General features: G+C 70.5%; 9 protein-coding genes. 2 read left to right on the top strand and 7 right to left on the bottom strand.

Annotation, left to right across the window (positions count from 1 at the left end; genetic code table 11):
• Positions 1-575: 575 nt before the first annotated feature.
• A complete protein-coding gene (locus ACZ5WE_RS02505; protein ID WP_467690576.1) occupies positions 576-3,701 on the bottom strand; it encodes an alpha-N-acetylglucosaminidase in 3,126 nt (1,041 codons plus the stop codon).
• Between the two features lie 153 nt (positions 3,702-3,854).
• Between ACZ5WE_RS02505 and ACZ5WE_RS02500 the strand changes: the two genes are divergently transcribed.
• Positions 3,855-4,319 carry a hypothetical protein gene (locus tag ACZ5WE_RS02500; RefSeq protein ID WP_467690913.1) on the top strand — a complete coding sequence of 155 codons (465 nt, stop codon included), beginning with the start codon at positions 3,855-3,857 and terminating at the stop codon, positions 4,317-4,319.
• 68 nt (positions 4,320-4,387) lie between these two features.
• Here the strand turns inward: ACZ5WE_RS02500 and ACZ5WE_RS02495 are convergent, their stop codons facing one another.
• From ACZ5WE_RS02495 to ACZ5WE_RS02485, 3 genes are all read right to left on the bottom strand, one after another.
• Positions 4,388-5,911: a DUF1996 domain-containing protein gene (locus tag ACZ5WE_RS02495; RefSeq protein WP_467690574.1), complete on the bottom strand. Its 1,524-nt coding sequence runs from the start codon at positions 5,909-5,911 to the stop codon at positions 4,388-4,390.
• Positions 5,912-6,033: 122 nt separating this feature from the next.
• Positions 6,034-6,684 carry a LuxR C-terminal-related transcriptional regulator gene (locus ACZ5WE_RS02490; RefSeq protein WP_399386211.1) on the bottom strand — a complete coding sequence of 217 codons (651 nt, stop codon included), beginning with the start codon at positions 6,682-6,684 and terminating at the stop codon, positions 6,034-6,036.
• Positions 6,669-7,940, bottom strand: a complete 1,272-nt coding sequence (locus tag ACZ5WE_RS02485) for a sensor histidine kinase (RefSeq protein WP_467690572.1) — start codon at positions 7,938-7,940, stop codon at positions 6,669-6,671. The genes ACZ5WE_RS02490 and ACZ5WE_RS02485 overlap by 16 nt, the downstream gene beginning before the upstream one ends.
• Before the next feature lie 231 nt (positions 7,941-8,171).
• Between ACZ5WE_RS02485 and ACZ5WE_RS02480 the strand changes: the two genes are divergently transcribed.
• Entirely contained in the window at positions 8,172-10,358 is a 2,187-nt protein-coding gene (locus ACZ5WE_RS02480) for an MMPL family transporter (protein ID WP_467690570.1), read from the top strand.
• Positions 10,359-10,454: 96 nt separating this feature from the next.
• On the opposite strand, the gene ACZ5WE_RS02475 is transcribed toward ACZ5WE_RS02480, so the two are convergent.
• The 3 genes from ACZ5WE_RS02475 to glnII all read right to left on the bottom strand — a co-directional run bounded on the left by ACZ5WE_RS02475 (position 10,455) and on the right by glnII (position 13,505).
• Positions 10,455-11,450 carry an NAD-dependent epimerase/dehydratase family protein gene (locus ACZ5WE_RS02475; RefSeq protein ID WP_467690568.1) on the bottom strand — a complete coding sequence of 332 codons (996 nt, stop codon included), beginning with the start codon at positions 11,448-11,450 and terminating at the stop codon, positions 10,455-10,457.
• Between the two features lie 136 nt (positions 11,451-11,586).
• A complete protein-coding gene (locus tag ACZ5WE_RS02470; protein ID WP_467690566.1) occupies positions 11,587-12,165 on the bottom strand; it encodes a winged helix-turn-helix domain-containing protein in 579 nt (192 codons plus the stop codon).
• A 320-nt stretch (positions 12,166-12,485) separates the two neighbouring features.
• The gene (gene glnII, locus ACZ5WE_RS02465) at positions 12,486-13,505 is read right to left on the bottom strand and encodes a glutamine synthetase (protein ID WP_467690565.1); all 1,020 of its coding nucleotides are present in this window, start codon (positions 13,503-13,505) and stop codon (positions 12,486-12,488) included.
• Between the last annotated feature and the right edge of the window lie 52 nt (positions 13,506-13,557).

Raw genomic sequence — 13,557 nt, 5'->3', positions numbered from 1 at the left:
GTATGTCTGCCCGGAGCACGGTTCCCGGCGCTCCGGAGCCGAAGCACCCCCGCGGCCACCGGACGATAGCGAGGACGGACATACCGGCGCGGCCCCGCACCCACACACGCAGCAACCCCGCAGCAACACACGACGCCCCGCAGTCGGCAGCGAGACGCGAGGGGACGTGCCGGTATGTCTGCCCGGAGCACGGTTCCCGGCGCTCCGGAGCCGAAGCACCCCCGCGGCCACCGGACGATAGCGAGGACGGACATACCGGCGCGGCCCCGCCCCCCCCGGAAGGCCAGCCCCGCTCCGGCACCGGAAACGGGGCCCCGCCTCCAGGACGGACCCGCACCGAACCCCGCTCCAGCCCCGCAGGGAACCCGCAGGGAACCCGCCCTCAAGACGGACCCGCACCGAACCCCGCCCCAGCCCCGCAGGGAACCCGCAGGGAACCCGCCCCCAAGACGGACCCGCACCGAACCCCGCCCCAGCCCCGCAGGGAACCCGCAGGGAACCCGCCCCCAAGACGGACCCGCACCGAACCCCGCTCCAGCCCCGCAGGGAACCCGCAGGGAACCCGCAGGGAACCCTCAGGACACCCCCCACCCGCTGAACTCCACCGTCCCCCGCCCCCCGTCGCCCCCATTGGTCGCGCTCATGAACAGCCCCACGTCCTGCGTCGCCGCAACCCCCGGCACCGGCACGCTCGCCACGACCCGCCAGTTGGCCCCGGCGTCCGTCGAGAACGAACCCGTGATCGCCTCGCCCTCCCGCGCCAAGCGCAACAGCACCGGCGCCTTGATCCCCGTGATGCGCTTGTACGTGTCCAGGGTTCCGTCGCCGTTCGTGTCGTACGACAGGACCACCCCGTTCGCCGGAGTGACCGCCAAGTTGACGAAGCCCGGGGACCCGGCCACCCCCATCGCGTTGCGTGCGACGAGTCCCGCCCTGGCCCAAGGGCCCGTCACCGCCTGGGAATCGACCCTGACCGTCACCGTGACCCCGTCCCGCAGCGCGCCCTCCCGGTACAGCGTTCCGAACTCCGTCGTGCCCTTCCACAGGTCCGCGCCCGCACCGTTGATCGCGTAGCGGCTGTCCAACTCCCCGAAGACCGCCGCGTTGTTGGTGTAGCGGCGCCAGCCCGCCCCCACCGGGCCCGCCTCGAACAGCACCCCCTCGTGGACGGTCTCGATCCTCCGCTCGCCCGCAGGGCCGTACCGCACCGCGATCTCGTACGGAAGCGGCCGCAACGGACGGTCCAGTGGCGTTCCCGGCGCGCTCGCACGCCACGCCACCTTCCCCGTGCCCGCGGGAGCGACCCGGGGCAGCGACACCGGGCCGGAAGGCTCCGCGTCGATCCCCGTCAGCCGGAAGTCGACGCGGCCCGTGGCCCGCAGCCCGTTGACGTTGCGGAAGACCGCCTCCAGACGTGCGTGCCCGCCGGGCGGCAGCGACGGCGGGTCGGCGACGACCTCCAGGGAGCCCTGGTAGGGCGCTCGGGCCAGCACGTCCCGTACCCGTGAAGCCGTTCGGTACGGGTCGCCGATTCCCCGCAGGGGGTAGTCCTTGCGCTCCCGGGTCCACGGCTCCTCCACCGCGAACCAGTCCACCGCCCGCGGCTCACGCCCCGCGGCCAACGCGTCGGCCAGTTCGTCGAGCCACTTCTGCCAGCGGGGCACGTAGAAGTCGGCCACCAGGCCGGACCACTCACGGTTCCCGTACTCGTGCAGCTTCCCGCCGTCGGACGTCGCCCGGTCGCCCCACACCGTGATCAGCACCTTGGCGGTCCGTTCGAACTCCGCCCGTTCGGCCTCACTGGTGCCCATCCGCCTCGCCGACTCCACCCAAGGGCCCAGCAGGAAGGCGGAGTTGGTCGCCGTCAGCTCGTCCGAGAGCCGCATCAGCCGCAGCCACAGTGTCGACAGCGCGCGGAACGTGCTCGCGTCCCCCCGCCCGTACGCCGCCCGAAGCTGCGGCAGCAGCTGTCTGCTCCGGTGGGCCAGCGCCTGCCGGGCCACGTCCACCAGGTCGTACCGGTACGCGGCACTGCCCCGCAGCGCCCCCCGCACCCCGAGCAGCCCGGCGAACGCCGCGTCGAAGCGGCCCGGGTCGTACGTCAGGGCGCTCGGCGCGTACTCGGCGGCGCGGTTGGCCGCCAGGTCGGGGCGGGCCGCGAAAAGGGAGTCGTGCGGGTCGCTCCGCTCGATGGCGGTGTGCCGATAGGCGGTGTCGTGCAACGCCCGCCACGCGCCGCGCGCGTCGGAGTCACGGCCGCCGTAGCGGAAGGTCGCATAGCCATCGAACCATGACTTCAGGTTCAACTTCTGCTCCGACCAGGCGAGTTCGGAGAAGAGCTCGAACGCCGCCGGGTCCCGGTCCGTCGCCTCCGGCATGAACGCCGTGCCCGAGAGCGCGCTGCCGCCCTTGTCCCGCCACGCGAAGAACTTCTCGTTCCAGATGTGCGCGCGGGCGCCGATCGTCGTACGGCCCCCGAAGTTCGGGATGGTCCCGAACGCGTAGGGCGTGCCGCCCCAGTCCTTCTCGCGGTCGGTGACGCTCGTGTACCGGTCGGAGACCCCGTCCACAATCAGCATCCGCCGCCGGTCGATCGCGTCGAGCAGCTCGGGCAGCGGATTCTCCTGCCAGCCGAGGATCACCCAGGTCGCACCGGGCCGCGCCTTGCGCAGGGCGGCTTCCACCCCGCGCGCCGCGTCCGGCACCGGGACGTCCCCCGCGGTGCCGCCCTCGTGCAGGAGGTCCATCTTGAAGTTGTCCGCCGCCCCGAAGAGCTGCTCCTGGTGCCGGTAGAAGGAAGCGGCGACCTTCGCGAAGGACGAGGTCCTCGGGTCGAGCCAGTCGGGCCGCTTGAACCCGTGCCAGGTGCCCTGCGGCACCACCCGCGCGTCCCCGCCGTTGCGCGCCACGAACCCGTCGGGCACGTGCCCGTAGTAGCCGGGGAGTACCGGTGCCATCCCCAGCGATCGCAGCCGGTTGATGATTTTGCGCCCCAACTCCGCCCGGTCGGCGATGACTTCGGGCGAGAGCGGCCCTCCGTAACCGGACAGGTTCTGCAGCAGCCACCACGCCTGGTGCGAGGGGGCGGGCAACCACGCACGCGCCTCCGCGTCGCTGTAGCCGAAGTCCTGGAGCACCCGGTGGTAGACGGCCTCCGCCCCCGCGATCACCAGGACCTCGTTGCAGCCGTGCAGGGCGAGAATGTCGATCATCCGCTCCCAGTACGCCCAGTCGGCGTGCGGCGCGGTGTACCCGTCGTTCGTGTCGTTCAGGGCGAACCGGTGCGGAAGCGAGGTGGACCGCTCCAGCGGGCGCGAGGGTGCGGGCAGCCTGCGCGGCAGATCCAACTGGCTGCCGTTCCACGCGACATGGGCCCCGCAGACGTACTTCAGATACCAGTGGACCCCGGTGAGCAGCACGGCGGGCGTCGTACCGGACACATCGACGCGCCCCGTCGAGCCCGAAACCCGGAAACGGTCCGCGCCGCCCTTCGCCGGGACGAGTCTGAGACGGAACTGTTCCGCGTGATGCGGCAGGAGTCTGTTGAGTGCTGAGCGCGCGGAATCCGTATCGAGGGCGAAGGCGGGGCCCTGGACGGGCCCCTCGGCGGCGTGGGACGGAACCGCCACCCCGCCGACGGCGGCACCGAGGCCGATGGCCCCGGCGGTGCCGAGCACGGAACGTCGGGACGGGTCGGTCATGTGTACCCCCTGGGTCGAATGGTGCGGCGCACGGTATCCGCGCGGCGTGCCGCGCTCAACGGTGCATACGGAGATGGCGAGTTCACCTCGCCTGAAGGGACTGGTGGGACGATGAAGACAGCGCGAAAGCCGCTTGCGGGCGCAGGCAGGGGCATGCGCGGGCGCAGGCCGGCGGGCAGGGGTGTGTGCGTGGGTGTGGGACTGCTGATGATGTTGGTGGGATGCGGCTCCGACGGCGACGACGCGCCGCCGGACACGGCGAGCGGCAGCCTGGAGCAGCTGGCGGCCAAGGCGCGATGCAAGCCGGACATCCAGACGGACGCGGCCGAACTGCGGCAGGCCACCTGTGACAAAGGTGCCCGCCGCTACGTCCTAGTAACCTTTACAAATGCCCGTGGCCAGGCCGAATGGTTCGACGAGGCGACCGATTACGGCGGTACGTACCTCGTCGGCAGGAAGTGGATCGCGGTCGGCGACGAGAAAGTGGTCATGCGGCTGCGCGGCCGGCTCGGTGGGACGGTGGAGAAGTCCTCGCACCACTCGGGGAGTAGCGGTGGTGGGGATCACGAGGACAAGAGCCCGGGGCACTCGGGCCACTCCGGTCACCACACGAGCTGACCGCGCAGCGGTACGGGGGTCAGCCGGCGTTCTGGTCGCGGGTTGCGTACTGGGTCGATCAGCTCGGCTCAGTTGCAGCGCTGACCGCTGTTGATGCACTTGGCCATGCGGTTCATCAGCCCTTCGTCGAAGACGTTGATGAAGTCACCGTGGTCGGTGATGGGCTTGTGCAGCTGCTCGGGGAACGAGTCGACGGCGAACCCCGGGCCCGGCGGCACGTCGTACACGATGCGCTGGACCAGCTGCGGAATGGCCCTGAACCCCTGCGGACAGGCGCCGGTTTCCTCGTCGGCGAAGGCCACATGCGTACGGTGGTTGGCGCTGTCGGTGTTCTGACCGTCCCAGCAGCTCTGGAAGTTGAACGTCCGGACGACCTGGCTGCCCTCGGGGCAGATCGGGTACTTGTCCTTCAGCTGCCGGTCCTCGAAGCCGGTGCAGCTCCAGGACGCGTTGGCGTTCGCGTCGCCGTTGGTCAGCGCCTTGGCGTCACCGGTGATGATGCGCAGGAAGCGCGGCATCGCGACGACCTTGCCCGTCGGGTTCCCGGCGAATTTCAGCGTGACCGACGACGGTGTCTGGATCTGGCCGACGTTCTGGTCCTTGCCGCCGCCGTCCGCGTCGGCGTCGTTCTCGTCCTCTCCGTTCTGCAGCCTCAGGACCGGCCAGTAATAGGTGGACTTGTCCCCCTGGTTCTGGCACGTGGTGTCGCCGTTCGCGAGATCGTCGTCACCGGAGAAAGCGTCCGTGGCCTGATTTCCGACGTAATCGTGCATATGGTGAGCGCCATTGCTCACGCCGGGCGCCGCGATGACATTGTCCGGATTGAACTTGCCGTTCTCGTTCGTCCCGCATTCCGTGGTGAAGCTGCCGCGCGAGGCGCCGCGCTGTTTGTCGGGGCGGTTGACGTTGGGCTGGACGGAGTTGATGTCGACGAAGTCACCGGCCTCGGGGCCGTTGCCGTTCTGCTGGCCAGGCGGCTGCTGCTGGTCGCCGCCGTCACCCGGAGGCTGCTCCTGGTCCCCGCCGTCACCCGGCTGCTGCTGGTCGCCCCCGTCCTGCGGAGGCTGCTGCCCGCCGTCCCCGTTCTGCCCGGGCTGCTGCCTGGCCGAGTCATCGGCCCGCATGGTGCACGGCGCCATGCCGTCGATCCCCTGGGGCGGCTGTCCGCCGGCCTGGTCGATCGACGAGCCGATGCCCTCGATGGTCGGCCGCCGCTGCTCCTCGAGGGGGTCGAGCACGGCCTCGGCCTGCTCGGTGTTCCGCGCGTCGGCGAACTTCTCGTACGCGGCGGTGATCTGGGTGTCCAGCTCCGCGAGCCGCCGGTCCACGTCCTCGCGGGCGCCGTCCGGCACGTCCGAAAGCTGGGTGCCGACATCCGGGCAACTGATGGTGGCCATTCCCACCCCCGGACCGCCGCCCTGCTCGCCGGCCTGGGTTCTGGCGGACGGCGAACCGGAGCTTTCCCCGGCGTTCGCGTAGACATTCACCGCGACCATTCCGCCGCCGCCCAGGATTAGCGCCGCCGAGGCGGCGATCGCGCGCCCGGCGAGTTTTGATCGTTTTCGTGATGTGCGTCGTGGTGTGCGTCCCATGAGACTACGTACGCAACAGGAGTCGGCCCCGTTCAATCACGCGCGGAATTCCCCGGCAATGTCTCCGGTGATCTTTCCGGTGATCTCGAGGGCGGTCTCTTCGACGATCTTCGGAGTTCCGCTCAGCGCCCCTGATCCAGATAGGCGAGTACGGCGAGAACGCGCCGGTTGTCGTCGTCCGAGACCGATAGGTCCAGTTTCCCGAAGATGTTGGACGTGTGCTTGGCGATCGCCCGCTCCGTCACGACGAGTTCCGCGGCGATCGCCGCGTTGGACCTTCCCTGCGCCATGAGTTCGAGCACCTCGCGCTCGCGCGGCGTCAGCTTGCCGAGCGGCTGGTCCGCCGAGCGCCGCGACAGGAGCTGCTGGATCACCTGCGGGTCCATCGCGGTGCCGCCCGCCGCGACCCGGCGTACGGCGTCGATGAACTGGTCGGCGTCGAAGACCCGGTCCTTCAGGAGATAGCCGACCCCGCCGTTCCCGTCGGCGAGCAGCTCGCGCGCGTACAGCTGCTCCACGTGCTGCGAGAGCACGAGCACGGGCAGTCCCGGCCGCGCCCGTCGCGCGGCCAGCGCGCACTGGAGTCCCTCGTCCGTGTGGGACGGCGGAAGCCGGACGTCCACGACGGCGACGTCCGGCTCCAACTCGGCCAGGGCCTTGGTGAGTTCGGGCCCGGTCTCGACCGCGGCGGCGATCTCGAAGTCGAATGCCTCCAGCATCCGGACCAGGCCGTCACGCAGCAGGAAGAGATCTTCGGCTAGGACAACTCGCAAGGGATCTCCATGGTCACCATGGTCGGGCCGCCCGCGGGACTGCTGACGGCCAGTACGCCGTCGAATGTACCGAGTCGGCGTTCGATCCCGCTCAGCCCGGACCCCGCCCCGATGGCCGCGCCGCCCTTGCCGTTGTCGGTGACCGCGATGCGCAGCATGCCCTCCGCGTGGTGGATGTCCACCCAGACGCGGTCCGCGCCCGCGTGCTTGATGGTGTTGGTCAGCGACTCGCTCACCGCGAAGTACGCCGCCGACTCCACCGGTTCGTCGGCCCGGCCGAACAGCTCCACGTCCACATCGGTCTGCACCGGAAGCCGCAGTGCCAGGGCCTTCACCGCGTCGCCGAGTCCGCGTTCGGCGAGCACCGGCGGGTGGATGCCGCGGACCAGGTCACGCAGCTCGGTCAGCGCCTCGCCGGAGTTCTGCCGGGCCTTGGCGATCATCTCCTTGGCCTTCGCCGGGTCCTTCTCGATCATCGCCTCGATGGTGCCGAGGTCCATGCCCATCGCGACCAGGCGGGCCTGCGCCCCGTCGTGCAGGTCGCGCTCGATGCGGCGCAGTTCGGCAGCGGAGGAGTCCACGGCGTCGTGCCGGGTCTCGGTCAACCGGTCGACGCGCTGGGTCAGTTCACGCTCCCGCATGGAGGCGGTGGGCGCGAGCAGCGTCCGGGCGAGGAGGAAGTGGCCGCGCACGATGGAGGGGTTGGCGAAGATGCCGATGACGCCGAGCGCGGTGCCGAGCAGGGCCGCCATGTTGGCGTCGCTCTGCGAGGTCACGTGGATGAAGCCGTACCACTCGCCGCCGCCCGCGTCGTAGATCGGCTTCCAGACGCCGAGCGCGAGGACGTAGCCGTACAGCGGGTAGAGCAGCAGCGCGGGCGCGAAGATCACCGTCACGTAGCCGGCGGTCATGTCGACGAGGAGCCACTGCAGATCCCGCCAGGTCGCCGGGTCCTTCAGCATCAGCGAGGTGCGCTCCACCTGCCCGGTGACACCACCGCGCAGGTCCGCGGGGAGGGGGCGGTAGGGACGCGGGATGTGTACGTCCGACCAGGCGCCGGCCTGGGCGCGGCGCAGGTCGGCCCACTTGCGTACGCCGGTCAGGACCACCGGGGTCGTGAAGACGCCGATGCCCAGCGTGATGAAGGCGATGGACAGGACCGACAGCACGAAGAGGGTGATCGAACCGGCGAGCATGATGACCGACAGGAAGAGCCCCCGGGCTCCCGCGATCACGGATTCACGGACCCTCGTCATTTTCTGTTCCCCATCTCTTGCAGCGGCATGAACACATTCTCGCCGCTGGGATCGGCGCCGGTCATTGGGTTCGGCACCCGAGCCGGGGGTGTACCTGACGACACCCCCGCACCTCGCCCTGTGCTTCGGACAGTGGGGGCTTCGGCGGCTGGGTGGGCGGGCGCCGGATTTCTAGCGTTGTCCACGTCATCAACCGGCTTATCCAACGCTTACTTATGGGGGCGAAGCGCCATGAGGCCAAACCTCGCGGCTCGACTCGGGGTGTGGAGCGCACACCACCGCAAGACGGCCATCCTCGGCTGGCTGCTGTTCGTCGTGCTCGCCACGACCATCGGCGGGGCCTCGGGCATGGTCACCGCGTCCGACGAAGAAATGGAGGTCGGCGACTCGGGCCGGGCCGCGACGATCCTCAAGGACGCGGGTGTCGAGGAACCCGCGGGCGAGCTGGTCATGGTCAGTTCCAAGTCGGCGGACGGCTGGCGGGACGCGGCGAGCGACCTCTCCAAGGCGCTGACCGCGACCGGCGAGACACGCGAGATGCAGGCGCCGCTGCCCTCCGAGGACGGCAAGGACGCGCTGCTCCGATTCGAGATGAAGGGCGCGTCCGACGACGCGGCCGACCGCGTTCAGCCGGTGCTCGACGCGGTGCAGAAGGCGAAGGACGAGGGTGCGGGGAAGGGCATCTCCGTCTACCAGTTCGGTGACGCGAGCTCCGAGAAGCACCTCAGCGACCTGCTCTCCGACGACCTCACCAGGGCCGAGTTCACCGCGGTGCCGCTGGCCCTCGGCATTCTCCTGGTCGCCTTCGGCGCCGTGGTCGCGGCGCTCCTTCCGGTCGGGCTCGCGCTGACCGCGTGCGTGGCGGCCTTCGGCCTGCTCTCGCTCGCCAGCCACCAGCTGCACCTCTTCGAGACGACGTACTCGGTGATGTTCCTGATGGGGCTCGCGGTCGGCGTCGACTACTGCCTGTTCTACCTGCGGCGCGAACGGGACGAGCGGGCGGCGGGACGCGACGCCGAGACCGCGCTGCGGATCGCGGCGGCCACCAGCGGACGGGCCGTCCTTGTCTCGGGCCTCACGGTGATGGTCGCGATGGCGGGCATGTTCCTGTCCGGGCTGCTGCTCTTCAAGGGCTTCGCGGTCGCCACGATCCTGGTGGTGTGCGTGGCGATGCTGGGCTCGGTGACCGTGCTTCCCGCGCTGCTCTCCGCGCTCGGCGACCGGATCAACGCGGGGCGCATCCCGTTCCTGAACCGCAAGGGCAAGAAGGGCGCGCACGCCAGCGGCGGCATCGCGGGCAAGCTGCTTCGCCCCGTGCTCGCCAGGCCGAAGTTCTTCGCCGTCGGCTCCGCCGTCCTGCTCCTCGCACTCGCGGCGCCCGCGCTCGGCATGAAGACCGAACAGCTGGGCCTGGAGAAGCAGTTCGGTTCGGACGCCCCGCTGTCGGTGTCGTTCCGGGAGATCACCCACGAGTTCCCGGGCGGCCCCGCGCCGGCCCAGGTGGTCGTCAAGACGGACGACGCGGACGACATCGAGTCGAAGGAGATGCGCGACGCGCTGGCCGCGGTGGTGCGGGACGCGGGCAAGGGCGCCGAACTCACCGTCCACAAGGGTGCGGGCGTGGCCGAGATCGACGTACCGCTGCCCGGGGACGGCAGTGACGCCGAGTCGAAGAAGGCGCTCGGCGAGCTCAGGGACGACGTGGTGCCCGCGGCCTTCGACGGCCTGGACGCGGACGCGTACGTCGGCGGAGACCTCGCGTCGTCCGAGGACTTCAGCGACCAGCTCAGCAAGGGCATCGTGCCGGTGTTCGCCTTCATCGCGGCGGTGACGTTCCTGCTGATGCTCTTCAGCTTCCGCTCGGTGGTCATCGCCGTGACGTCCATCGCCCTCAACCTCCTCTCGGTGGGCGCCGCTTACGGCGTGATGACCGCGGTCTTCCAGCACGGCTGGGGCGCGGAACTGATCGGCTCCGAGCAGGTGGGAGCGATCGAGAACTGGATGCCGCTGTTCGTCCTCGTGGTCCTCTTCGGCCTGTCGATGGACTACCACGTGTTCGTGGTCTCGCGGATCAGTGAGGCGCGGGAGCGTGGCCTGGACAACCGCGCGGCGATCCGCGAGGGCATCACGCGGACCGCGGGCGCGGTGACCGGCGCGGCCGTGATCATGGTGGCGGTCTTCGCTGTCTTCGGCACCCTGTCCATGCAGGACATGCAGCAGATGGGCGTGGGCCTCGGCGTGGCGGTCCTGCTGGACGCGACGGTCGTACGGATGGTGCTGCTGCCGTCCCTGATGACGCTCCTGGGCGAGCGGAACTGGCGTACGCCGCGGTATCTCTCTTGGCTGCCGGAGATCTCGCACGAGGGGCCTGCGGCGGCGGTTGCGGGTCCGGTGCCAGTGGCTTCCGGGCGCCGTTGATCACCGGCTTCGCCGAGTTCGCCCTCAAACGCCGGACGGGCTGGACATCCAGCCCGTCCGGCGTTTGAGGACATCTTGTACGGGGAGCGAGGGCCGTCAGGCCCCCACCACCTTCGCCTCCACCTCGGGGTCCAACCCCTTCGCCCCCCGCTCGGGCCGCTCGGGGGCCGCTCCGCCGAGTGACTGGATCCAGGCCCAGGTGTCGGCGACCGTCTCCGCCACGGGCCGCGCCCGGAGACCCGCGGCCACCGCCTTCTCCGTCGACGTGCGGTGCATCGTGTCGTGCAGTTCGCCCGGCGGGAGCCACACCGGGAGCTGCGACCACGGTTCGATGCCGTGCTCGGCGATCACCGAGGGGTCGGTCCACCGCAGCTCCGCGTCGGCCGCGCCCGCCACCGCCACGCATGCCTCAAGGAACTCCCCCATCGTGGTGTGCGCGATGGGGGAGACGATGTTGTACGGGCCGTGGAGACCCGCGAGGGCGGCGTCGATGACCCACTCCGCGAGGTCCCGCACGTCGATGTACTGAAGGTCCAACTCCTTCGGCCCCGGGGCCAGTACGGGCCCACCCCGCGCGACCCGGTTCAGCCACCACGGCAGCCGCCCGACGTTCTCGTACGGGCCGAGGATGAGACCCGCACGGGCGAGGACCGTACGCTCGGCCCCGAACTCCGCGACCGCCGCGAGCTCTCCGCCCCGCTTGTCCTCCGCGTACGCCACCGAATCCGCGTCGGGATCTCCCTCGACCAGGGGGAAGCTCTCGTCCGAGCCCGCCTCGCCGGGATACCGGTACACGGACCCGCTCGACACGTACACATAGCGCCCGGCCCGCCCCGCGAGCAGCCGCGCCGTCTCCCGCACGGCACGCGGCGCCCCCGACCAGGTGTCGACGACGACGTCCCACTCGCCGTCGTAGGAGGCGAGCGCGTCGAGACCGCCCTCCGCCGTCCGGTCACCGAGCAGCGAAACCGCACCGGCGGGTGCCTCACGGCTCCCGCGATGGAAGACGGTCACCTCCCAGCCACGCGCGAGCGCCGCCTCGACGACGCCCCGCCCCACGAACTGCGTACCACCCAGCATCAGAAGTCTCATGCCGACGACTCTGCATGCCGTGCCCCGCCGGGGGAACCGGGTTCTGCTACCGGCAGAGACCGGCCCCGGCCGGGAACCCGGAGGTCAGCGGGGCGCAGGAGGCCGGCGGACGCCTCAGGTCAGCGGACGCCTCAGGTCAGCGGGACGACGGCGGTGCGTACTTGTAGCCCACCCGCCGCACCGTCTGGATGGCCTGGCGGTGCTCGGCTCCCAGCTTGCGCCTGAGCCGTGCGATGTGGACGTCCACGGTGCGCCCGTCTCCCACGTGCCCGTACCCCCACACCGTCGTCACCAACTGGTCGCGCGTGTGCACCCGGTGAGGGTGGGCGACGAGATGCGCGAGCAGCTCGAACTCCAGATACGTGAGGTCCAGCGGGCGCCCGTCGACCTGCGCCGCGCGCTGCACGGTGTCGATCCGCACGGGCCCGGCGGAGGCCGGCGCGGGCGCGGGCTCGGGCTCGGGTGCGGCACTGGCCACCGGCTCCTGCCCGGCCGGTACGAGTACCAGGTAGCCGATCATCGGCGGCTGACCCGGCAGCGTGGGCAGCGTGTGCGGGGGCGCCGGCAGCCAGGTCGCGCCGGGCGGCAGGAAGTCGGTGAGCTGCGCCACTTCGTCGGGGGCGACGGCTCGCAGCCGCCCCCGGCCGGGCATGGCAGGCGGCGCCACGGTGGCGGTGGAAGCGGTGGATGCCGAGAAGGAACGGGAGTTCGCCATGAAAGTCAGCTCTTTCGCGCGGAGGAGTCGTCAGTCGTCGAGGACGTACGTACGTCGTGCGCGTCAGGCGAAGGCCGGGTGAACGGCTTTAGAGGGCCCGCGCGTTCATCGCGCGGCAACACACCCGGTCGAAGTCGTGGTGCTGACGGGAAGGCCAGAACGGCTCGAGGTCGTGGTGACGACCTGTCGCGGTGTTCCCGTAGCTGCTCATGACCATGACCCCATTGAAGCAGATGGGAGTGACCTCCGGGCGGGCAAGCCGAAGGGGGCGCCCACCGGTTCGGCGGGCGCCCCCTTCAGGGACGTGTCGATGCGCGGGATCAGACCTGGCCGGCCTTCTCCAGGGCGGCGCAGCAGGTGTCGACGATCAGCCGCGTCACGACGTACGGGTCGACGTTCGCGTTCGGGCGGCGGTCCTCGATGTAGCCCTTCTGCTCCACCTCGACCTGCCACGGGATGCGGACCGACGCGCCGCGGTCGGAGACGCCGTAGCTGTACTCGTTCCACGGGGCGGTCTCGTGCAGGCCGGTGAGGCGGTCGTCGATGCCCGCGCCGTAGTTCTTGACGTGGTCCATCGGCTTGGAGCCCTCACCGAGGGACTCGGCGGCGGTGATGATCGCGTCGTAGCCCTCGCGCATCGCCTTTGTCGAGAAGTTCGTGTGCGCGCCGGCGCCGTTCCAGTCGCCCTTCACCGGCTTCGGGTCGAGCGTGGCCGACACGTTGAAGTCCTCGGCGGTGCGGTAGAGCAGCCAACGGGCGATCCACAGCTGGTCGGAGACCTCGAGCGGCGCGAGCGGGCCGACCTGGAACTCCCACTGGCCCGGCATGACCTCGGCGTTGATGCCGGAGATCCCGAGGCCGGCCTTGAGGCAGTTCTCCAGGTGCGCCTCGACGACGTCGCGGCCGAAGATCTCGTCCGCGCCGACGCCGCAGTAGTAGCCGCCCTGCGCTGCGGGGAAGCCGCCGACGGGGAAGCCGAGCGGGCGGTCGCCCTCGAAGAAGGTGTACTCCTGCTCGATGCCGAAGATGGGCTCCTGCGAGCCGAAGCGCTCCTCGATCTCGGCCAGCGCGGCACGGGTGTTGGACTCGTGCGGCGTCATGTCCGTGTTGAGGACCTCGCACAGCACGAGTACGTCGTCGCCGCCGCGGATCGGGTCCGGGCAGGTGAAGACCGGCTTGAGTACGCGGTCGGATGCGTGACCCTTGGCCTGGTTGGTGCTGGATCCGTCGAAGCCCCAGTTCGGGAGCTCGGCGCCGTCCGTCATGATCTTCGTCTTCGAACGGAGCTTGGCGGTCGGCTCGGTGCCGTCGATCCAGATGTACTCAGCCTTGAAGGTCACGGGGGCCCATCCTTAAAACGCTCGGTACGGCGCAGAACGTGCGGGTGCTGCG

This window comes from Streptomyces sp. NPDC033180, assembly GCF_055577645.1.
Note: the sequence above shows the minus strand (reverse complement) of the source record. Positions and strands in the feature narration are given on the sequence as shown.